19 protein-coding genes and 1 pseudogene are annotated in these 21,745 nt (G+C 66.9%); 8 read left to right on the top strand and 12 right to left on the bottom strand.

Annotation, left to right across the window (positions count from 1 at the left end; all coding sequences use genetic code 11):
* Positions 1-715 precede the first annotated feature (715 nt).
* From IE185_RS31365 to IE185_RS33480, 4 genes and pseudogenes are all read right to left on the bottom strand, one after another.
* Positions 716-2,716 (bottom strand): tetratricopeptide repeat protein, encoded by a 2,001-nt coding sequence (locus tag IE185_RS31365; RefSeq protein WP_189716454.1) that lies wholly within the window; start codon positions 2,714-2,716, stop codon positions 716-718.
* Positions 2,717-2,838: 122 nt separating this feature from the next.
* Positions 2,839-2,988: pseudogene (locus IE185_RS31360) on the bottom strand (IS5 family transposase); the annotation flags it as partial.
* A 15-nt stretch (positions 2,989-3,003) separates the two neighbouring features.
* A protein-coding gene (locus IE185_RS34135) for an IS630 family transposase (RefSeq protein WP_439654994.1) occupies positions 3,004-4,082 on the bottom strand; the annotation gives its coding sequence in 2 pieces (ribosomal slippage) (positions 3,004-3,581 and positions 3,581-4,082; 1,080 coding nt in all).
* A 70-nt stretch (positions 4,083-4,152) separates the two neighbouring features.
* Positions 4,153-4,695, bottom strand: coding sequence for a DUF6207 family protein (locus IE185_RS33480; RefSeq protein WP_138895719.1), 543 nt, complete (start codon positions 4,693-4,695; stop codon positions 4,153-4,155).
* A 230-nt stretch (positions 4,696-4,925) separates the two neighbouring features.
* Between IE185_RS33480 and IE185_RS31340 the strand changes: the two genes are divergently transcribed.
* From IE185_RS31340 to IE185_RS31330, 3 genes are all read left to right on the top strand, one after another.
* The gene (locus IE185_RS31340; protein ID WP_229843801.1) at positions 4,926-5,186 is read left to right on the top strand and encodes a hypothetical protein; all 261 of its coding nucleotides are present in this window, start codon (positions 4,926-4,928) and stop codon (positions 5,184-5,186) included.
* A 1,633-nt stretch (positions 5,187-6,819) separates the two neighbouring features.
* Positions 6,820-7,527, top strand: coding sequence for a hypothetical protein (locus tag IE185_RS31335; protein WP_138895720.1), 708 nt, complete (start codon positions 6,820-6,822; stop codon positions 7,525-7,527).
* 77 nt (positions 7,528-7,604) lie between these two features.
* A complete protein-coding gene (locus IE185_RS31330) occupies positions 7,605-8,072 on the top strand; it encodes a hypothetical protein (RefSeq protein ID WP_138895721.1) in 468 nt (155 codons plus the stop codon).
* An 81-nt stretch (positions 8,073-8,153) separates the two neighbouring features.
* On the opposite strand, the gene IE185_RS31325 is transcribed toward IE185_RS31330, so the two are convergent.
* The gene (locus tag IE185_RS31325) at positions 8,154-8,372 is read right to left on the bottom strand and encodes a hypothetical protein (protein ID WP_138895722.1); all 219 of its coding nucleotides are present in this window, start codon (positions 8,370-8,372) and stop codon (positions 8,154-8,156) included.
* A 655-nt stretch (positions 8,373-9,027) separates the two neighbouring features.
* Here IE185_RS31325 and IE185_RS31320 point away from each other — a divergent pair.
* Complete coding sequence (locus IE185_RS31320) at positions 9,028-11,937, top strand: NACHT domain-containing protein (protein ID WP_170198307.1); 2,910 nt, start codon at positions 9,028-9,030, stop codon at positions 11,935-11,937.
* Between the two features lie 240 nt (positions 11,938-12,177).
* On the opposite strand, the gene IE185_RS31315 is transcribed toward IE185_RS31320, so the two are convergent.
* Complete coding sequence (locus IE185_RS31315; protein WP_138895724.1) at positions 12,178-13,176, bottom strand: hypothetical protein; 999 nt, start codon at positions 13,174-13,176, stop codon at positions 12,178-12,180.
* 655 nt (positions 13,177-13,831) lie between these two features.
* A complete protein-coding gene (locus tag IE185_RS31310; RefSeq protein ID WP_138895725.1) occupies positions 13,832-14,659 on the bottom strand; it encodes a TIGR04255 family protein in 828 nt (275 codons plus the stop codon).
* An 824-nt stretch (positions 14,660-15,483) separates the two neighbouring features.
* On the opposite strand from IE185_RS31310, the gene IE185_RS31305 reads away from it, so the two are divergent.
* Positions 15,484-15,771: a hypothetical protein gene (locus IE185_RS31305; RefSeq protein WP_138897571.1), complete on the top strand. Its 288-nt coding sequence runs from the start codon at positions 15,484-15,486 to the stop codon at positions 15,769-15,771.
* A 166-nt stretch (positions 15,772-15,937) separates the two neighbouring features.
* Here IE185_RS31305 and IE185_RS31300 read toward each other — a convergent pair whose 3' ends face one another.
* On the bottom strand, positions 15,938-16,813 hold the full coding sequence (locus IE185_RS31300) for a hypothetical protein (protein WP_138897572.1): 876 nt from the start codon (positions 16,811-16,813) through the stop codon (positions 15,938-15,940).
* A gap of 502 nt (positions 16,814-17,315) precedes the next feature.
* Between IE185_RS31300 and IE185_RS31295 the strand changes: the two genes are divergently transcribed.
* The 3 genes from IE185_RS31295 to IE185_RS31285 all read left to right on the top strand — a co-directional run bounded on the left by IE185_RS31295 (position 17,316) and on the right by IE185_RS31285 (position 19,714).
* The gene (locus IE185_RS31295) at positions 17,316-17,936 is read left to right on the top strand and encodes a hypothetical protein (protein ID WP_138897573.1); all 621 of its coding nucleotides are present in this window, start codon (positions 17,316-17,318) and stop codon (positions 17,934-17,936) included.
* 150 nt (positions 17,937-18,086) lie between these two features.
* Complete coding sequence (locus tag IE185_RS31290) at positions 18,087-18,914, top strand: transposase (RefSeq protein WP_170198368.1); 828 nt, start codon at positions 18,087-18,089, stop codon at positions 18,912-18,914.
* A gap of 158 nt (positions 18,915-19,072) precedes the next feature.
* Positions 19,073-19,714: a putative DNA-mimic protein gene (locus tag IE185_RS31285; RefSeq protein WP_138897575.1), complete on the top strand. Its 642-nt coding sequence runs from the start codon at positions 19,073-19,075 to the stop codon at positions 19,712-19,714.
* 78 nt (positions 19,715-19,792) lie between these two features.
* Here IE185_RS31285 and IE185_RS31280 read toward each other — a convergent pair whose 3' ends face one another.
* The 4 genes from IE185_RS31280 to IE185_RS31270 form a co-directional block, all read right to left on the bottom strand.
* Positions 19,793-20,512 carry a cation efflux transmembrane domain-containing protein gene (locus IE185_RS31280; protein WP_138897576.1) on the bottom strand — a complete coding sequence of 240 codons (720 nt, stop codon included), beginning with the start codon at positions 20,510-20,512 and terminating at the stop codon, positions 19,793-19,795.
* 1 nt (position 20,513) lies between these two features.
* Positions 20,514-20,849 (bottom strand): ArsR/SmtB family transcription factor, encoded by a 336-nt coding sequence (locus IE185_RS31275; protein WP_138897577.1) that lies wholly within the window; start codon positions 20,847-20,849, stop codon positions 20,514-20,516.
* Positions 20,850-21,036: 187 nt separating this feature from the next.
* Positions 21,037-21,159: a hypothetical protein gene (locus IE185_RS33785; protein ID WP_268246686.1), complete on the bottom strand. Its 123-nt coding sequence runs from the start codon at positions 21,157-21,159 to the stop codon at positions 21,037-21,039.
* Positions 21,160-21,169: 10 nt separating this feature from the next.
* A complete protein-coding gene (locus tag IE185_RS31270; RefSeq protein ID WP_138897578.1) occupies positions 21,170-21,406 on the bottom strand; it encodes a helix-turn-helix domain-containing protein in 237 nt (78 codons plus the stop codon).
* Between the last annotated feature and the right edge of the window lie 339 nt (positions 21,407-21,745).

Below are 21,745 nucleotides of genomic sequence, written 5' to 3'. Positions count from 1 at the left end.
GGAAGCAGACCGCTGCGGTTCCGATCCGACCTGCCCGGACCGGAACCGCAGCTCGCGTTGCTCTTCGCCACCCGCGAGAGCGCACGGGGGCCGGGCAGCCCAAACGCATCGCGGAGGATCGTGACCTCAGCCGGTCAGAAGCCGCCTCAGCGTCCGGCATGAGCGCGTTCGTCGGCGAGGCCCTGACCACGGTCGCCCAGTGCCCTCGACGTGACATGGCACGCGCCCGCCCTGAGCTGGGTGCGACCGTGCCTCAGCCGACAAGAATGACGTGCATGGGTTCGTGTTGGCGTTCGCCGTCGCCCGCACAGCCGGCGGCGTCCCCGCGGCGTCCAAGGAGCTGTCCGGCCGTTTTCTGTCTTCGCTGGCGGGTGTTACTGCCAGAAGAGGCTTTCGATGATGATCTGTGGTTCTGCGGTGCGGTGGACGAAGGTGTACCGCAGCCATCCGTGGCCGTGGTCGAAGTACAAGATGTGGGCGCCGCGCGGTGCGGTGGAGCGGCAACGCTGAAAAGGCTCAGTCACAAAATGAGAGCGAGTAGCCCGAGGCCCGCTGGGTCACCGCCGAGGAGTTCACCGGACTGCGCCCCACGCTCGCCGGCGACCGTCCCTTCTTCGACGATGTGCTGCCGACGCTGGGACATCAGGTCCCCGAGGAGCCTGTGCAGAACTGACTCCCCGCCGCGCCGGCCACTCCGCTCCGGCTACTTCGCCGCTCAGTGTTCGTGCGTCACCTGAGCCAGCAGCTCACGGATCTCCCGCAGGCTCATCCGCGTACCGGGGTCGGAGTCCCGCTCCTCGATCTGCGCGAAGTGCTGTTCGGCCGTGGCCAGGTCGCCGCGGCGCCGGGCCAGTCGGCCGACGAGGCGGTGGCCAGCGAGGTGGCCCGGGTACTCGGCGAGGATGTCCGCGACGAGTGGCGCGGCCTCCTCGTCGCGCTCCGCCTCGACGAGCAGCTCGGCCAGCTCGGGACGGGGATCGACGCGCCGTTCGAGGGGTCCGCGCGGTGGGTCGAAGTCGCCGGAGCGCTCCACCGCGCGGCGCAGCCACTGTTCGGCCTCCGCGGTGCGTCCGAGCCGGCGCAGCGCCCTGCCGAGGTGGTACGCCGCCTCGGGGATGTCGTTCTCCCACGCCTTCACGAGCCACCGCTCGGCCTCGGCGTACCGCCCCCAGCGGACCATGCTGCGACCGGCCAGGAACGCGGGCCGCGCCAGACCGCCCTCGGCGGCGCGCACATACCAGCGCTCCGCGAACTGCGGGTCCCCGCCCCGCTCTTCGGAGGTCCAGCCGACGCCCCAGGCTGCCCTCGCGTGACCGAGCTCCGCGGCCTTCAGCGTCCAGATGCCGGCGGCCCGCTCGTTCTTCGCGTGGGTGTGGATCCCGGCGATGCTGTACGCAGCCCCCGCGTCCCCGGCCTCGGCGGCCGGCTCGAAGTACGGCACGAGCAGGGTCTCGTCGGCCTGGCAGTCCTGCAGCATGCGGCCGAGCTCGAGCAGCCCGCGTGGAGTGCCGGTCTTGCGGTACCAGTCGGCGGCGTCGGGCAGCCGGTAGAGACGGTCGAGTGCATCGGCGTACGCGAAGCACTCCTCGGCACCGCCGGACTCCGCGGCCGCCCGCAACCCGGGCAGGCGCGCCGCGAGTTCGGGGTCGGGCAGCCGGGCGGGGTCCGCGCGAATCGCCGCGATCTCCTCGAGCTGCTCGACGAACATCTTGGGCAGGCCGCCGTACTGATCGTTCTCGTCCTCGGTGTCGCCGGTGAGACGCAGCCATCGCTCGGCCTCGTCCAGCCGCCGCTGCATGATGCCGATCAGACCAAGGTAGAAGCGGGCGTAGTCGTGACCATCGGGTGCTGCGGCCGCCGTCTCGAACCAATGCTCGGCCGTGCGCTGGTCACCGCGCTCGAAGGCCCAGACACCCAGGACGTAGGCCGCGCCCGAGTAGCCGAGCTCGTGCGCCCGTACGGCCAGGGCGCGTGCCTCCTCGATCCGGTCGCTGTCGCGGGCCACCAGGATGGCCTGCTCGACCAGGGCCTGGTGCGAGCCGACCGCCGCGGCTCGCGCGTAGAGAGCCTCCGCCGCGCGGATCGTGCTCGGGTAGTACGTGAACATGCCCGCGTACTCCGGGTCCCGCAGCGGACTCAGCGCCTCGAACGCGGCCTCGGCGTCCCCGTCCGCCTCCGCCCGCGCGAGCCGCTCCTCCCAGAGCTCCAGGTCGTCGACGATGTTCTCGATCACCTGACGGGCCGAGGCCGCCTTGCGGTCACCCAGTTCGGCCGCCTCGTCCAGCTGAGCCTGTGCTTCGGCGAAGGCACCGTGGCGGGCGGCCTTGAGCACCGTGCCGTTGGTGAGGCTCTGGACGTGGCCGAGTGCGGCTCCCCGCGCGTACCACTCCTGTGCTCCGTCCGGGTCGCCGGACTCCTTCAGGAGTGTGGCGAGCCCGAAGGCGCAGCCGCCGTCACGGTCGGCAGCGCTGCGGTACCAGCGCTCGGCTTCGGCGAACTCCCAGCGGTCCTTGTGGCAGATCGCGAGCGTGCGCGCCGCATCTGCGTCCCCGTGCTCGGCGGCCTTGGCCCACCAGGACAGGGCCTGGTCCATCCGGCCGCTCTTGCCGAGGAATGTGGCGTAGGCGCGGTACGCGCCGTCCTGTCCGGCCTCGGCAGCGGCCGCCAACTCGGCTTCCTGGTCGCGTATGTGCTCATGCGTTTCCCCGTGTGTCATTCCGTGATCGTGTCAGGCGGCCACGGCCGGGGCGGATACGGGGGTGCCGGGGCGTGGGCCCGACGTGCGGCTCAGGGCCGCTGCAGCCAGATCAACGAGGCCACGACCAGCGCTTCGACACCTTTGTAGTCCTCCCGGTCGAAGGCCGGCGGCCGCCCGCCGGAGCGGCCACGGCGCTTGCGGTTGCGGACCTGGTCGGCCGGCTCCGCGATGGTGCAGCGGATCCCGCGTCTGCGCAGGTAAGCACGGTTGGCGCGCGAGGAGTACGCCTTACTGACTTCGGCTTGTCAGGGTGACGCTGGTGTGTCGAGGGTCAGGCCGGTGCCGGCTATGAAGCCGTCGAGTGTGTGGGGCCGGTATTGGAGGCGTTTGAGGCGGTTGCGGACGAGGGCTTCGAGCTGGTCGAGGGCCATAACAGCGAGGTTGGCGAGGCTCCGCTTGACGTGGGCCCATACCCACTCGACGGGGTTGAGATCAGGTGAGTAGGCGGGCAGCAGGAACACCGTCAGCCACTCACGCTCGGCCACGAGGTCCCGCATCCTGCGCGAGACGTGGGTGTTCAGCCGGTCCCAGACCAGCACGATGGGCGCCCTGACCAGCTGGTGCACGCCATCGATCAGCGCGATGAAGTCCCGCTCGCCCATGCTGCGACGTGTGCCCTTCCCCGCGGGATGGCCCCGCAGGCGGTGACACAGCCGGGTCCGGGACCCCGGCCGCATCGCGATCAGCCCGGCCACCGAGAGCCGTCCCGAACGCCGGCCGCTGATGGTGACGACCGGAGTCACCCCGCGCCGGCCCCAGGTCCGTCCCCTCGGCGGCCTGCGGGTGAAACCTGCTTCGTCCTCGAAGCAGACGTAGCCCCCGCAGGCCGCCCGGGTCCTTTTACCTCCGCCCAGGTCGCCTCCTTCCACACGGTGACAGCCTGCTCATCACGCTCAGCCACCCGCCGGGCGGGGACCTGCGGAGAGAAACCGAGCCGGTGCATCAACCGCGTGGCGCCCGAGACGCTGTAGGAGACGTGGAACTTCCGGCCGATCAGCGTGGCCACCCTCGACGCGGTCCACACCTGGTCCTCCACCCACCCATGCGCGGCCGGCCCCTGCTCCAGATACACGGCCAGCTTCTCCAAAGACCGCTGGGACAGACGGCACCGCGACCCACTTGGCCCCCGGGAGGCCAGAGCCTGGACACCACCGTCCTGCCACAACTGGTGCCACAGATAAGCCGACTTCACGCTCACCCGCAGCCGTCGCGCAACCTCCGACGGCTTGACTCTCTGCTCGAAGAGTTCAACCGCCTGCATCCGTACCGTCTCCCGGCGCCGACGCCCGGCAGGCGTCAGCCCGCCCCCATCCGCATATCTCACACACCACGGATACAGCCACCCACCCACACGAATCAGGGACTTCGCGAAGATTCACCCCGACGAGCTCAAGTCAGTAGTGGTCGCGGGGTGTGGGCACACGGGTTGATGAGTGGGAGTGGAACAGAGCATGACCTCCAGGGCCGGCCGCAGTGGTTGGCGGTCGGCCCCGACCCATGTCCGGGCTGCCTTTTGGGCGGCTTGCAAGGCTGATGTCCCACTGCGCCGACCTGAGGCCAGGCGGGCCCATGGCCGGAAGTTGCCGTGTCGCGCTGGCTGCTTTTCTACCGGGCCGGTGGCAGGGTGGAGGTGTTCCGGCGGTTGCCCCCGGCCGCTGAGGTGCGGTCCCACCTCCGTGTCCGCACTCTGCCCGGCTCCCCCTCCTCCCGCTCTGAGGGAGGCCGGGCGAACTGGCTGCCCGCACAGGCCCCTCAAGATCGTTCTGGGACAATTGTCCAAGAACGATCGCCGGGGTGCGCCATACGGGGGTGATGCCGGAGGTGGCCCACAACTGCTGCAGGCCCTCCATCACCTCACCGATGGTGTCCTCGTCAGCGGCGGTGACGTCCAGGACCACCAGGCCCGGTTCGGTGACGTGCTGCTCGTCGATGCGCATGATGCTTGCGACGACGTGGCGCGGCGTGCGGTTCGCCGGTGGCCCGGCGACCGCTCGGACGAGTGATCGCCGTAGGCGGGCTGCCTGCTTCCGGTCGCGTCGGTGCGGCCGAGGCCCTAGACCTGGAGGGCGGCCCGTGGTCCGCTGACAGGACCGGACCCTGCGGGCTGCTGCCCCTGCCGGGGCCCGCGCTACCCCGTGCGTGCGGGCCCCGGCCACACCCCCTGGCCGTGCCGGATCTCCACGCCCAGAGCTGCCTGCCCGAGCCGCGCCGGATGCACGCTGACGGCATCGGGAGGACCATCGTCGATTTCATCATCCGCCACCAGGCCGGTGGCCTGGCCGCTTCGAAAACCCTGCGCCGACTGGCGCGGGCCGTACTCGAACAGCACGACGGGTGCCTGAACGACGACGCCACCGTCGTGCTCTGCGATGCGCGGCGACAGCCGCCCGGCCTCGCCCGTGCAGTAAGCGGGGAAGTCGGCCGGTGATTGCGTGCTGCGCAGGCCCTGGTAAGCGGGCCGGGGGCGGAGGTTGGTTCGTATGCGTCGCCGGGTGTGTGCACCGCTTGGAGCGTTCCCGTTTTGCAGGGAGCGGCTGCGGTCACGAGGGCGGCTTGAGTAGGGTCGCGTTATGTCCTTCTCAACGGGTTCGACGCGGTGGTGGGTGACCACAGCCGCACCACGTTGGCCCGTTGCTGCCCCGCCGCGTACGCCCGTTGCCGCCGCACTTGGCGTCTATCAGGAGCAGATCGTTCAGCCGGTCGATGAAGCGTGGGAAGCGACCCTCAGGCGCGTCCAGCTTCGTTGCGAGCGGCAGGTCCGTCTCTCGACCAAGCCGCTTCCGCGGCGGGAGGACCCGTATGTCGTAGCGCGCAGCAGGATGAGTGACCTGCTCGCTCTGGTGGACCTCCAGGAGCAGTTGCGCCGGACCCTCGCTGTCGCTGCTCGCATTCCTTCTCAGGAGTTGCTCCGGGCGCCCGCGGCCGACGACCAGACCCCACCGTCGATCGCCTCCTCTCTCATTGCGGCCGGCTCCTCTGATGTCCGGGCCTCTGCCCTGCTGCAGGAAACGTTCCCGGGCGAGAGCCTGGAACGGGCGCAAGCCCTGCTCGAGGCCCTTGTCCTGGGCCTTCGCCGGGCCGTAGAGAACGTCCTCGGTATGCGGCACTACGAGTACACCGAGACTGTTCCTCGGCATGAGAAGTCTCCATGCGGAGTACTCCGCATGGCTTCACCGATCGTTCCACGTGCTCCTCAAAGCGCATGCGCACCAGCCGCGAGGACCGCATTCATGGCCGCGTAGGACTCCCTTGTCGGGGCCGCGCGGCCCCGACACCAGGAACGCTCATGTCTCTGCTCCAACACCTCAACGACACGCGGATGTGGCTCGCGCTGGCATACATCGCCGTCACTCTCCCTCCAGCCATCACGTGGTACGCCTCTCCCCTCAGGTCCCTGCTGCGCCACTGCGCGGCGGCGGTACGCGCCGTGCAGGTGTTTCTGAGGGGGAAGCTTCGTGGATGGCTGGAAGGTCTACTCGCCAACCCCTCGGAAGGTTCGGGTCCTGACGACTTGTAAGGCCTAGGCGGTGGGGGGCCGGTCATAACTTGCTGACGGCCGGCCCCACAGTTCGGCTGCTGGGCGCCGCCGACCCCGCCCACACCCTCAGCCCCGGCGGTCGGGCTGCGACCGTCGAGGACGTCCAGCGTTCGCCCGACAGGAGCTCGAATTCCTCCTCGACGAGCACCAGGCGCACCACTGTTGCCCAGCGCCGCACCGGAGCGCGCCGGGCGACGAGCCACCTGCTGCTCGTTCAGGCGGTCTTCTTCCAGAGCGAAGTGTGACCGGCGCCGGTGCCCGCCCGTCGCCTGCCCGGTCAGAGCCGGGTGACTGCCAGGGCGCGGCGGTCGCCGGTGAGGGCGAGATGCGGTGTGGCTGCTGACCAGGCAGTTCGCCAGAGGCGGCCAGCAGGGACGCGGGTCTATGGCATGGTTCGATCTGGTTCGTGATTGCATTTGATCTTGCAGCCTCAGATGTTGCTCAACTCTCCGGGTATCGCTCTGATTGCGTGGTGTGATCATCAAGCCAGCCCCACAGGGGGCGGGTTGACTGAGGGGGAACCGTGTCGAACAAGACGCGCGTCATTGCAATTGCGGTCGGGCTGATGGTCATGGGGAGTGCGGCGCCGGCATTCGCGGGGGAATCGAGCACTGATCCAGCAGCGGTTGCGCCGGCCATCACGGCGCCGGGCGCGGAGGTGGAGCCTGGTTCCGTGGCAGAGTCCTCTGCTGCCAGTGAGGCGACTGCCCCGGTTGCCGAGGGCGACGCTCCGTTGGAGGAGGACCTTCCGATACCCGGTGAGGTGGACGGACCGGAGCTCGGGGGCCCGATGACGCCGTTCGCCGAACACTGTGGCCAGGGCGGTTGGTTCGTCGGCGTCAGCAAGAACACGAAGAACACGATGTCCGTGAAGTACGCCACCTTCGTGAAGAACAACAAGTCCTACGCGGTCAACTTCAGGTTCTCCTCGAAGAAGTCGGGTACGACCACGATCGGCGCCTCACTGACCCTGAGTGGCGAGTTCAAGGCCATGTGGCTGGGCAAGCTCGAGGCCGAGATCAACGCCAGTGTTGAGAAGTCCTGGACGTCTGAACTGGGCGTGGACACTTTCGGCAAGGTCAAGGCCCACAAAACGGTTTACGGCGACTACGGGATCATGAAGGAGAACGTCACCGGCTACAAGGCGTACCGGCACAGCAACTGCCAGGTCAGCCAGAAGCAGTCGATGACCGTGCACGCCCCGTACCGCGAGGGCTGGATCCTCAAGTAGCGAACCCGTTCCAAAGACCCGCCCGGCCCTCGGCTTCAGCTGAGGGCCGGGCGGGTCTTACCCGGAGGAGAATCCCCATGGGCCGCCATGCTGCCGTACCCACTGCCCTGCTCGCCGTTCTGCTCGCCGCCGGTTGCACCAACGGCACCAGCAGCGGCGATGACGCACGAAGCAATGACCCTGGCCGGACCAGTGGTCAGCCCAGCGCCAAACCCACCGAAACAGCGAAGGTCACGGGGCTGGACCTGCCCACAGGTGCCCAGGTCCTCGTTCCACAGACCTCTGGCACAGGCAACGCCGACCTTCCAAAGTTCAAGCCGCGGAAGGACGTCTACACCGTCCATGCCCGATGCACAGGAGACGGGACCATGACGATCATCGACCGCAATCGTCCGAAGGACAGCCCGACGAACGTCTCCTGCAAGGGCCCCATCACGATCGGACGCATCTACACGGACATCACCACCCAAGCCCTGGGAGTGCGTATCCGTGGCGGAGACGCGAAGTGGTCGATAGCAATCGTGTCGGGGGAGCACAAGATGTGAAGCGGCGTACAGAGCCGCCGCCGCGCTTTGGTATGCCGTAAGCGACGAGGACAACCCGGGTCCACCCGGGGGCGTGCCCGGTTAGATCCAGGTGCCTTCGAGGGCGCGGCGGTCGCCGGTGAGGGCGTAGCGGCGTGCGGCGAGCACCGTTTCGACGTCGGTGCCGATGTCGTCGGCGTATCGGGCGAGGTTTCTGTCGGTGGCTTCCTGTTCGGACCAGCACGCGGGGGCGAGCTCGAGGGCGGTCCGTCCGAGCCGGCCCCCGGCCGCGGCCATCTGGTCGACCAGGCGGCGTATCACTGTCGTGTCAGTGGGGTGCTGCTGCGCGTCAGCGAGTGCCCGCTCCAGAGCAGTGCCGTCAGCGGCGGTGTACCTGGGTGCAGGCAGCGGGGGACGGCGGAGCTCGTCGACGGCTGGCCCACGATGGCGCGGAGCGCCGGCCACTCGACCGAGCCGGCCCGGGCCGCTGTGGTGAGCCGCTCAATGACGACAGTGGTGAGGTCGTCGGCCGGCTGTGGACTTCCCGCAAGGCCCGCTGCGACAGCCCCAGATCCACCAGGGCGCCATCTTCGGTGTCTCCCGCGGGTGACACCTCGGCCAGGACGCCGACGGCGCCGATCGCCCGGCTCAGCCCTTCGGCGGATTCCGGGATGTCGATCAGCCGGTACGCCTGCGCCCTGCTGATCTCCAGCTCTGCCTGCGCGTACTCACTCCAACCGGAATGCCCCAGCGCCACCCACACCCGTCCCCGGTGTGCATCGCGCACCCGCTGGGCCAGCACTACGGCGGCCCGCCGCGCTTCGCTGATCGCCGCACGTGTAGAGCTGGCGGGGCCGGCCGATGTCTCTGCCGGAGGCATGTGGGGGCCGGGCTCTATCTGACCGCCGTCTTGGGGTACAGACCCGACCGGTCGGCGCCCTCTGCAAGGATGTGGGACAGATTGCGGGAGGGTGCGATGGAACCGGTAGTGGTGGGCAGTGTGGTCGGACGCATGGCGGCAGCGTTCGTGACGAGGTCGTCGGCCCCGGTGACGGGGAACACGCCGACGCCATTCTGGTCGGAGGAGTCCGACGAACGAGGAGCCCTCGTCCTTCAGGACGAGACCGGTGAGGCGATCGCCCTGCTGACCCAAGACCAGGTCGCCCAGGTGTCGCAGTTCCTCGAACAGCCCGAGGCCGTTGCCCTGTCGCAGTTTCTGTTCATCGCCCGGCTCGGCTTGCGATCCCGCCGGGAGCTGTCGGACCTTACCGAGGAGTACGAGGAGACCTTCACGGCCCGGGCCGAGGAGTTCTGCGACGAACACGGCTACAACTGGGCCAACCTTGCCAGCTCGCTCTGGCAGCTCGTCATCTCCTACACGGAGAGCGTCTTCCCGCTCGACGACAGCGTTACGGGGGTGCTCAGCACGGCAGACCTTGAAAAGGTCACTGCCTACGTCGGAACCGCACCGCAAATGTCAGGAGGCGAGGCCCCTCCCAACGCCGCCTTCCGCGACATCGTGGAGATTCTTGGGTCCTCGACCCGGACGAAGCGGGCTCGTGAAGTCCTCGCAGACATCAGAGCCGCATCGGAGCGCCGATACGCCGAACTGAGTCTTGCCCACACCTTCAGCCATGCGGCCGAGACGGCGCGTTTTGACCACGAAGTGCTGTACGTGCAACGGAACCTGCGCAAACGAAACTCCGTGGAGTTCTGCGATGACTCCTTCCTGGTCTCGCCTCTGAACCGTCCGCGCTGCGTGGTCCTCGGAAACCCAGGTGTCGGCAAGAGCACCATGACGCAGAACCTCGTCCACCAGCTCTCGCGCTCCGGATCCGGCTCCGCCTACGCCCCTCTCGTGGTGTCCTGCAAGGACGTAACGAGCACCGACGGAGCGGTGTACATCCTGTCGGCGATCACACGCTCGCTTCGCGACAACCTTCAGCTGGAGGTGACAGAGGAAGAAGCAGGGGACCTGGCCACCCTCGGCCGCTCCTTTGTGATTTTCGACGGCATTGACGAGATCGTGGACGTCGGACGGCGAACGACCTTCGTACGGACCGTAGAGGCATTTGCCAACCGGTACCCGCTGATCCCAGTCCTCGTCACAGCCCGCAGGGTCGGCTACAACAAGGCACCCTTTAAGGCCAAAGACTTTGTCATCTACGAGCTGGACGACTTCTCCGTCGAGCAAGTGGGCCAGTACACAGAGAAATGGTTCGCAGCCACCGAGCGATCGGAGCAAGACCGCCAGGCGTTCCTGCGGGAGACCGAGAATGTCCCCGACGTCCGGACCAACCCCCTCATGCTCTCCCTGCTCTGCGCCCTGTACCGGGCCCGCGGATACATTCCACGTAATCGGCGCACGGTGTACGAAGCCTGCGCCGATCTGCTGTTCCAGCGATGGGACGCCATGCGCCACATCGAGCAGCCGATGGACCACCGCCAGTACGGAACCCGGCTGATGCAGGAACTTGCGCTCTTCTTCTACAAGAGCCCAACCGCTCAGGCCGGAGTGCAGGAAGGACAGCTGCGCAAGCTGATTGCCACCTTCTTCACCGACACCGCCTCGGTGGACGAGGTCAATGCCCGCTCCCGCGCCCAGGACTTCCTCGACTTCTGCGCGGACCGGGCCTGGCTCCTGTCCTACCAGGGCACGGACTCCGTTGACCACCGTCTGTTCGGCTTCACGCACCGCACCTTCATGGAGTACTTCGCTGCAGAGGCCCTCGTGCGGCGCGCGCGGAAACTGGACGAGGTGGTCGATGAGATGGTGCTGGCACATGAGAAGGACACCAGCTCGGTCCTGGCAGACGTGATCTTCCAGTGCGCCGACGACAAGTACGACGGTGGCGCGCGGGACATCGTCTCCGACCTCATGGCGAGGTCCAAGAGTAGCGGCCGGCAGGCTTCAGAAAGGTATCTCTCGCTGAGCCTGCGCGTCATGAACGCAGCGCCCCTTCCCCCTCAGACGACCGATGTCGTCTTCGACGCCCTCCTGACCGCCTGGCGTAACGGCCTCGTGGAAGAAGACCATGACACGGCGCTGGCGGTGTTCGAGCTCTCCAGAGACCCCAGGAACAGGTTCATCGCCAAGTTGCACGAACAGCCGCTCAGCGCTCTTGCGGCGCTCGCCCGGTGGGCCCGCTACTACTGGCGTGGTGAGGCGCTCATGTTTGACCCGCAATGGGATCAACAGATGTACGACGTGGCATCAGGGGTGACAGGGCTTCCACACAACGATCCACCGTCCATAGCCTATCTGTTGCGTAACTCGCTGGTGGAGTTCGAGCAGCTTGGGAATACCCGGGAGTGGGTTCTAGGGTTCCAAGCCTTCGGTGAGACGGTCCCGGGGCCGGTGCTCCTGGACCTGGAAGAGCTCCTCACCCAGGCCGGGGGCGACGACGACACAGGGAAGCTCACAGCGTCCTTCGGCGCGCGGACACGATCCGTCCGGCCGCGAGTTAGCGGTGCATTCCTCCAAAAAGTCTTCGCGCGCAGCGCCGAGGACACTGCTGCCCCGGCACCTGGCAGGATCGCTGAAGTGGTTAAGAACGGCGACCTCCGCGATGCCCTCATCTGGGCATGCTGCGCTCTTTTCGAATGCACGGGACCTACGTTGCACCCCTTCCACAAGCGCGTTGATTTCGTTTATGGGCAGGAGTGGTTCGACCGCGTAAGTGCCACACGGACCAACGGCCCCGGCCGCAGGATTCTCTCGGGCGCAGAACCCTTCAGTCTTCAAGAACTGCGTAGGGCGCAAGGAACCGGAACTGTCCCAGGCTGGTTCGCCGACTGGTGCGCTGGACGTACGTCGCTGCTCACCGAGGTGACGCAGCAGCCTCAGTCAAGCGCGCGGAGCAGGGGCCTGACGGAGCCGCGATAGAACCGGTAAGGGAAGCAGTGCGGGAGCCCCGTGAGCAGGGCTCCCGCAAGCCTGGTGGCCTTCGGCGGGCGACTCCGAGCTGCAGCGAACCGGGCTGTGCGGACACACCCGGCATGACGATCGACAGGCCGACCTCCTCGCGCAGTATGGTGCGGAACTCAAGGACTGGCCCCTGACTTTGTGCACGAGTCCGATCTCGTGTGCAGAGCCACGGCTCCAGGGTGACCCCAGCTGCTCGCGTCATCGCGGCAGCGGAGGCGACAGATGCTCGACATCGATCTCTTCGCTGCGCAGTGCCCGTTCGTAGGAGACGTCCCGGATGGTGGCGACTTCTGAGTCGATGGCATGGCCGGCCACGGCGGTCTGAACGTCGGGAGGATCGTTCGGCTTCGGCTTGCACACGGCAGCCAGAGATTCACCGAAGCCCTCCCAGAGCCACAGCCGCCGGAGGCGATCCGAGGACGCATTTAGGGAGATGATCTGATCAGCGACTTCCGCGGGTGAACGCTTGATGCGACGCACGCCGTCGTAGAGCCATTGATCAAGGTCAGCGGGCCGCGTCATCTCCCGCAGGTCGTCGACGACTGGCAGGAGCCCTGGTTTGATCAAAACCAGCAAGGTGAGGTGATACGGAGCGCCGCTGTCCCAACTGGGTACGCACTCGAGCCGCAGCGACTCCACCATCTCCTCAAGGACACGACCGAGCGAACTCGCGCTCTTGCCCGCCTTACTCAGCACAGAGTCCTTGAGGGGAGCAAGCCAAGGCGAGACGTCATCGGGGAACGCGAAGCGCGAGTAGCGACGCCCCACTCGCATCCCGAACTTTCTGATGTCGGTCGTCGTCAGGGCCCCGTGCTGAGGCTCCAGCAAAGCCAGGTGGCTCTTGGCGACGGTGGCGACATGCTCCAGGTCGGCGAACGCACCAGCCCCGGCTTCAGGTATCGGCACGTAACGAGGCATGGAGCCCTTGGCCGCCAGGCCCGCCAGGGATCCCGCCAGTCGCACGACAGGGGCAACCTGCACGGTGCTCATCTTGGGCTGCACCACGTCACAGGTCTGACTGACGATGACCACTCCGTCTGGCGTCGCGAGCCACTGGACATTGCCACCCGAACCGAGGAGGGGTATGCGATCCGTCTTGAAGACGTCCGCTTGCTGACACCCGGTCAAGTCAGTGCGGGCCAGATCCGGAACCGTCGGCGACAGGGCCTGGATACGGGCCTGCTCTTCCGCGGTCACCGATGGTTCCGTCATCTCTCAGCAGGCCCCCTCTACTCGTGACTGATTCCCAGTAGGCCCGCAGGTGTGTAGCCAGACCCCGAAAGCGGCGGGCCCGGACGACGGTGGTCGTCCAAGAATCGCTCAATTGGAGTCGTACCGTCACCCCCTGGAGTGAACAACCACAATCGGCATTGCTCAGGGCCAGTAGTCGGGGCCGAGTCCACCAGGCGAAGGAGCTTGCCCAGAAGTTCGGTGTTCTTGGAGTTCATTCGCTTGCCCGCAGCCCACATGTGCACAGCGCGACGGCTGACGCCGAGGAGCCGCCCCAGTTGATCCCACGTCAGCCCCGACTCGTCGTGGAGTCGGCTGACAGCGGCAGCGGTCGATAGATCCGAACCCGTCGTGGTGCCACCCGAGTGGGACACGGGCACAAAGACGAGTTCGTCCTCGGGCCGCATCTGGGGAGTGGCAGTGCGTCCCTCCAGCGGGGAAGCCACCGCGCCGGTCGTCGCGGCAGCTCCAGAGGTCACGCTGCCGACCAGGTTGGCAGCGGCCATGCGGCCTGCGACCCAGAGTCGGACGTGAGCCTGGTGATGGAAAGTCTGCCTCTCGTCATGCTGCGCCGCCGGCGGGCAGGTCGCGTCGAAGGGACCCCGCAGGTTCAGTTGCGTGGTCATACATCACCGCCGAAGTGCCTGAGGAAGTCGTTGGTGATTGCCCAACGGAAGAAGGTGTGGGCTCGTTCGGTGCACGCCTTGGCCGCTGCCGACACGCTCTCTTCTTCCGCGGAAAGCGGAAGTCGCGGGTTCGGGTACTCCGTGTACGAGTCGAGGTCCAGTACCCAGCTCGGCTCAGGGACGGCCGGCAGGGTGGGGTCGAAGCTGGAGTTTTCCGGGAGGTGTCCGAACTGCGCCAGCAGTTTGGCGCCATCGCCGACTTCCAGGAGGGACTGGGACAGGGTGTAGGCCAAGCGCACGCCGTCCGCGAGAGGAACACCGACCAGTCCGAGAAGTTCTGAATGGACGAGCTTCGGCAACTGCCCGAGCGTCTCTTTGCCCACCAACCGGTTCGAGTAGCGCACTGCGACACGGTTGTACGAGGGAACGGAAGTGATCGTCTTGAGGATGTTGGCCAGTCTGGCCAGTTCCTTGCAGAAGAGTCGACGGCCGGTGTAATTGGCGGTTTCCAACGTCAGAGCGCCGTTGGTGAGTGCTACAACACTTTGCTGGTCAGCGGAGCGTAGTCGCCACACCTTGCCGACCTCGGTCGGTTTCACGGGCTGACCAGGGGCGACGAACAAGGTCTGCTCCAGACCTTGCTCCACGTAGGGGTAGTCGTCGGCTAGCGCCTTGACGAACGACTGGGCAGCACCGTCGTCGGACGCCAGTACGGACAGCGCGCCGAAACGCAACTGCCCGATCACGCGCACCAGGGGCGCGCGAGGCAGGGGCACGTCGGCCGGCGCGTGCTCGAATAGGGCCCCTCGTTCAGCCGTGTCCACGCTTCACACTCTACTTCTCACAGGCCCTTCCGTCATGGGGCTGTAGCCGGGCGGCTTGTACTGGTCGTCCGGCCGACCTGGGCTCCGGGAAACGATCTTTGGGTTCGTGGGATTCCGACCAGCGCTGTGAGCGAATCCTTGCTGGTCAGAGCGTTCGTCGGTTCCCCAGCGATCCCCGAGATCCGCGGATGTGCGCGCTTCGAGCGGCTCAACATCGCGGGTGGATCTTGGGTCACGGTCCGGTCGGGTGAAGCGTGGTGGGCGGCGCCGTTTCGGTCGGGGCAGGGCTGCTGGGGGTGGGGCAGGCTGGCGAATAGGCGCCTGTGGTGTGGCGCCGTCAGGCCGACGTGGTGCGGGACCAGCCATCCAACCTCCGTTCCCGTACCACGCTGTACTGGCCGGCTCGGAGAACCATGGCCGTGCCTTGGGGGCATCCGTTTGACGACCAGCGGCTTCCCGGCGTTGATCCAGGGCTGTCAGTCGGCTGGGTCGCCCGGCGGGGGAGCCGAGTCGCACTTATCTCGTCGGGCGGTCTGTTGGGCGCTCGCACGGCTGCTACCCCGCTGCGCCGACCTGCGGCCAAGCAGTCCATGGCCGGAAGTTGCCGTGTCGCAATGGCTGCTTTTCTCCCAGGTTGGTGGCAGGGTGGAGGTGTTCCGGCGGTCGCCCCCGGCCGCTGGAGTGCGGACCCACCTCCGTGTTCGCACTCTGCCCGGCCTCCCCTCCTCCCGCTCTGAGGGAGGCCGGGCGAACCGACTGCCCGCACCGGCGCCCCTCAAGATCGTTCTTGGACAATTGGGCAAGAACGATCTTGAGGGGCGCCGGTGCGGGCAGGAGGGGCCGCGCCCGGCACCGGCCGCGTCCCCGCGCGCGTCCGGGAAGCACTGCGCACCCTGGCCGAGGGCGCAGCCCTGGCCTCCGGCCCGCGACGCGGCCTGGGCTGGACGATCACAGCCGCGGGAGTACGCCTGCACACCGACACCACCAGCCACTCCTTTAACCTGCGTGAAGTCGCCGACCTGCAGGCAGCACTGACGGCCTGGCTGCACACCAGCAACGCACCGGGCCCGGCGGTAGATGAGTCCCACCGCAGCGGGCATCTCCCCGCCTGAAGGCGACATCACGGCAGTCGAAGCGGTGGCCACCGCACTCGGGACCACCTACTGCGGCCCAGATCCTGCTCCTGACCGCGCAGGTCAGGTATCGGCACACACCTCAGTGTTTCGGTTTCGCCGGAGCGGATTCCGGCCTGCGGATTGGGCGATACCGCCCTGGGGCTCAGAGGGCGATCAGTTGCCGCAGGTGGTTGAGCTGTGCCAGTACGGTTTCGGCGCCGGCCACGAACGAGTTGACACTCTCGATGGTAGGGGTCATGGCCGAGGTGCTTTGTGTCCCTGCGAAGCCGGTTTCATGGCTTCCGTAGAGAGCGCTGCCGACCGTGGTGAGATGATCGACATTTTTGCCGACTGTGATCCAGTGCTCGTTACCTGTCAGTTCTGCGATTTTCTGGCTGATCTGGATCGTGCCCTTGCGGTTATCGACGTTGTAGTGCTGGCGTGCGGGGTTGAACTCCTTGCGTACCGCCTGCAGCGCAGTGTCGACCTTCTGGTACTCCAGAGACTGCTTGGCCCGGAACGTATCCAGGAAGTAGGCGGCGAACCCAGGCTGCCTACGAAGCTCGTAGACCTTCACCTCTTCGACGACGACCTGCTTCTCCAGGCGTTTGCGTAGTGCCTGGATCGTTCGCAGCAGCAGCCGTACCATCTTCCGTGTACTCGCCAGCTCCTCTTCGAGCTGGCGAGTGTGGTGCTGCGCGTGCTCGAGCCGCTGGCGCTTCTGCACGCTCGACAGGCGCCAGGCATCGCGGCCAAGCTCGGCCAGACGGGCCCGCTCCAGCGCGCTGGCCAAGTCGCCGACTAGGAGATCGAGCTCAGCCTCGGCTTCGTCCAACTCTTGCAGCAAGGACTCTTCTGCTCTCGACGCCGTCTTCGTAGCGTGCCTCAGCTGCTTGACCTGCTCCTTCCAGTAGGCGATCTGGGCCGCAGCCTCCCCGCTGCTCTCCTGCGCCGCGCTCCGCTGTACGTGGAGCCGCTTCACGTCCTCCTTGGACAGATGAACGTTCAGACCGGCCAGGTACGAGACCAGCTTGTCCACGAACTCTTCAGGAGCCGTCAGCTCCGCAACGCAGGCCAAGATCCTGTATAGGGCGCACGCCTGGCATGTGGGCGGCAGTTCACCTCAGCGTTCTCCTCGGCTCTCCAGAGGATGCATGCCGCTGGAAGTCGCGCCCCGGCATGAATGTGATCGATCTATCTCCCCGGTCCGTGAATCAGGGAAGGTCGCCACTATTTCCCGTGCTGCGGCCTGTGTGGGAATTCGACATGGCGGCCAAGGGCCCGAATGCCAGAGGGCTGTTGGCCGATGTCAACAGGGTGGCCGCCGCGCGGGGCCGCGGTGCTGCCCTGGACAGGACCGGCGGGAGGCTGAGCACGGGCCCGCGCGCCCCTTTCGAGGGCGGCGCGGACCGGACGCGTTCCGCGAGGGCCCGGCGTCAGTTGGTGGTGCCGTCTTCGATAACCCCTTCAGCGTGCCAGCCGATCGGGTGAGATTCTTTGCCGGGTCGCAAGGAATGTGCACGTTTGGGAAACATGCGCTTGTGGCAGGCGAACCCGAGAGTGCGCAGCAGGAGCCCGGTGAGGAACCACTCAGGAAAAGGATTCCCAGGCATATCGCCTGGTGGATCGCCGCACTATCGGGTATCGCGGGAATTGTTGGAGCCTATTTTGCCATCCGACCGCCGCCGCCCGAGCCAGCTACGCTGGAAAGTTGGGCAGCGGAGGCGAATACTATCTGTGACGAAGAGGCAGGCGACAGGCACGACAAACTTCGGGCCGCCTGGGACAACTACTACGCAGCACTCAATGCGTGGAGGGCTGGCAACTGGGCGCCTCAGCATTTTGCACAGGCGGGCACACTATTCCTATCGGCGGCTGGTTCGTACTTGGAGGTTCGCGGCAAGATTGCCAAAATTAAGCAGCCGACAGATCACGCATCGGATATCCGCGACATCCTGGCATCTCTGGACAAGCTCCAAGGTAACGTATCTGGAATCGGCTCCAACCTGAGGTCAGCGAGTGGGGCTACTGACAATGCCACCGTTAACAAATATCTGGCCCAGGCGAAAGAGCAGGAGAAGGGCAGTCATGCTGCAGGGCTAGAAGCGACCGGGCTATTGCGAAAACTTGGCGCAGATCGGTGCGCGGGAACCTGGCAGTAGGAACTGGAAATTTTGAGGGTGGAGTATCCAAGACCAAGGCGGATGAAATTTGGTGGTCTCCTGGGTACCTGAAGAGCGGCCAGCGTGCCTGCGGCCGCAGGTGGTCCTGGACCAGCGCGTGGCTGCCCGCCTGCCCGCCTACTTCGTGGCGTGAAGTTCTACGCCCGGCGCCTGTTGACGGCGCTGGACCGCTCCATGCTCCTGCTGGCCGACACGGCCTTCGACGCGAACGAGTTCCTGCACGAGGTGAAGACGGGCGGCACACAGTTCCTGGTGCGCTCCTCCGCCCGCCGCGTCCCCACTCCCACCAGGCATATGCCCGACGGCTCCTACCTGGCCCGGATCGGCTACGGCGTCCTGCCCGCGCTCATCGAAGTGCGGGTCATCGAGGCCCAGGTCACCGTCACGCTGACCGACGGCACTGTCCGCACCGAGCAATGGCGCCTGCTCACCAGCCTGCTCGATCCTGACCGCTACCCGGCCGGCGAGCTCGTGCGGATCTACCACGAAAGGTGGCAGGCGGAGACGACGTACTTCTCGATCAAGGCGACGATGCTGGACGGCCGCGTCCTGCGCTCCCGCAGGGTCCAGGGCCTTGACCAGGAGGTCTACGCCCTGCTCACCACCTACCAGGCGCTCATCCGCGCCGCCGGCGACGCGGCCGCAACCCGCCCCGGTCTGGACATGGACCGGATCAGCTTCACTGTCCTCCTGCAAACCGCTGCCGACCAGGTCACCACCGCCAGCAACATCCTGTCCACGAACCCGACCGACCTGATCGGCGCGATCGGCCGCGCCGCTCTGGGCACACTCCTGCCCGCCTGGCGCCGCCCCCGGCTCAAGGCCCGGACACGAAAGAACCCCACCAGCAAGTACGGGCCGAACGCCGGACAACACCCCCAGACCGCCCAGGCATACACCTTCCACGCCGACGTCATGTTCTTCGAACACGGCCTCACGAAACGACCACGACGCTAAAGGCGGCGGTGTTGGCCACCGCTTCCTGGAAAGCTCACGATCGCGGTGGTCGCTCTCACGTCCACGGTCGGCCTACCCCTACCCGCTGACCAGCACGGGCACGTCAGCGATCGCGAACTGCAGCTGCCGTGTCAGAACCTCCTCTTAACCTTGCGGGCATGGGACTCTCGATAACAGTGGGGTTGTTGAACGACCAGGCCCGCAACGACCCCGAAGGATGGGAATACCACCTGAGCGCCTTCGCCCTGCTCAACCAGGCACTTGCCGGGCAGGGCATCGACTGGCGCGAACCGGACACGGATCCCGCTGGCGATGCCCTCTACGCCGGAGGCTTTCCCTACAGCTACCTGAGCCACCTGCGGCGTGCGTTCGTCCTGCGGCTGCGCGGGGAAGCTGTCACCCCGGCTCACGCCGTGGACGCTGAGCAGTATGCCCGGGACCAGGAGAAGGTCCATGACGAGCTGGCCATGTTTTCGTCACACCTGCTCTGCCATGCCGACAACGGGGGCTACTACGTGCCCGTTGACATGAGTGAACCGCTGTTCCTGCCCGAAGAGGACGAAGCGCTGGGGTACGGAATGGTCGGGTCCAGCCAGCGCTTGCGGTCCGAGCTGGTTTGGCTGGCACCGGGGATCGACATCCATCCCGACGAGGACGGAACGCTCTCCCGTGCGGAGCAGGCAAGGCTGGTGGACACTCCGAGCACCAACCCCTTCGAGCCCGAGAAGTTCGCCTGGGCCCAGCTCTATGCAGCATGCCAGTCGAGCATCGCCAGCGGCCATGCCATCGTCTTTGGCTGAGGGCACGGTCGAGCGTGGGACTTGACATACGACTCACAGCCCAAACGCAGCGGTGTTGGGCAGCACGTGAGCCGCCGATCATTTGCAGCAGTCGCACCCGGGACGGCAGCCGCAAGCGTCGGCCTCAGCCGCCGATGTGGTCGCAACGGCAGCGGGGGGCGCGCAGCAGCCCTTGCCCTGCCAGGCGTTGCGGCCTTCCTTGACGGCGATGGCGGCGATGACCAGGGCGGCGATCGGGTCGGCCCAGGACCAGCCGAGGGTGGCGTTGAGCACCAGGCCGACCAGGAGGACGGCGGAGAGGTAGGTGCACAGGAGGGTCTGTTTGGAGTCGGCGACGGCGCTGGCGGAGCCGAGTTCGCGGCCGGCCTTGCGCTGGGCGGCGGACAGGAACGGCATTACCGCGAGCGAGAGAGCGGCGATGACGATGCCGGGGATGGAGGGTTCGGCCTCGCCGGTGCCGGTCAGCGCGCGGACGGCGTCGATGGTGACATACGCGGCGAGGGCGAAGAACGAGACGGCGATGATCCGCAGGGTGGGTTTCTCCCGCGCTTCGCGTACAGCGTGGTCGCGGGCGGAGAACTGCCAGGCGACCGCGGTGGCGGAGGAGACCTCGATGACCGAGTCCAGGCCGAAGCCGATCAGGGCGGTGGAGGAGGCGATCGTCCCGGCGGTGATCGCGACGATCGCCTCGATGGCGTTGTAGGTGATGGTCGCCGCGACCAGCAGCCGTATCCGGCGGGCCAGTACGTCCCGGCGGGCCGGGGCCGGGCCTGTGCCGATGGGTATCTCGGCGGTCATCTCAGCAGCAGCCCTTCTCATCCGCGTCCACACAGGTCTTGTCGGCCTCGACCGCGACCACGGCGGTGCGCAGGTCGTCCAGCGCGTGGCCAAGTCGTTCGTCGGCGAGCTCGTAGCGGCTGCGACGGCCGACCGGTACCGCGACGACCAGGCCGCAGTCGCGCAGGCACGCCAGGTGGTTCGACAGCCGGGTCCGGGAGATCTCCAGGGTGTCGGCGAGGTCGGCGGGATGGGCAGGGGCCTCGCGCAGGGCGAGGAGGATCCGACAGCGGATCGGGTCGGCGAGGGCGCGGCCGAACCGCGCCAGCACCTCGATGTCAGCAGCGAGAGTCAGCACACCATCGACAGTACAGGAAACCTTGAATCCATAAGAGCCTGAACTCGTGATCGCCGTAGCAAAGACGCCGCGTCGGTGCTGACCGCTCTCGTGTACATCGACCCCAACCAGAAACGGATGCTGCTCACGACGGTGTACATCTGCCGTCGCTACTCGCGTACAAAGCCACGGCGGCTACCCCCGCCCTCTACCGACGTGCGTGGCGGCCCCTGCGGGAGGAGCGGGTGGGGAGCAGGCGCTCTTCGTACCGGTCCAGCATGAGTACCAGGCCGAGGAAGAACGCGGGCAGCACCACCGCGACAACGGCCATCAGGGCCGTGTCAGGCCAGGGCCGGGACCGTATCCCGGGCTGCTTGAAGCACTTCACGCAGCGGCAGACCGAGGGCGTCGGCCAGTTCGGCCAGCTCCTGCTCGGTGGGATGCACGGGGCCATCGGCCCCGTCCTCAACGAACGCCCTGATACGCGGCGTGCGGATACCAGTCCGCTGCGCGAGGGCCTGCGCAGTCACGTGACGGCGGTGCATGGACACTTGCAGCAGCTTTCCAAGGTCGGCCATGTCGTTCGCCTGCCCAGCCCAGGCCCTGCCAGTCCTGGCCTCCACCTTGTCCGCAGCAAACGGATGACGCCAGAACGCTCCCGCGCCGTTGCGTCTTGGCCGGGGAACCGTGCGGGGCTACGAAGACCTTGTGGCCGACCCGGTGCGGCGAAGCCCGGGCCGGCCACATCGTTCTATTCTCGTTCGATGACGAACCGCAGGCGCTCTGACTGAACGATAGGCTCAGTGGGAAGCTTGCAGCCGTGGCTGCAGACAGTACAGACCCCGAAGACCACCGCAGACTAAGACTTGTCCCGTAACTGCTGGTCAGGGGTGAGATGATCTTGGCGTGTCTGGTGT

It is taken from the genome of Streptomyces chryseus (genome assembly GCF_014650755.1).
GTDB lineage: Bacteria > Actinomycetota > Actinomycetes > Streptomycetales > Streptomycetaceae > Streptomyces > Streptomyces chryseus.
Note: the sequence above shows the minus strand (reverse complement) of the source record. Positions and strands in the feature narration are given on the sequence as shown.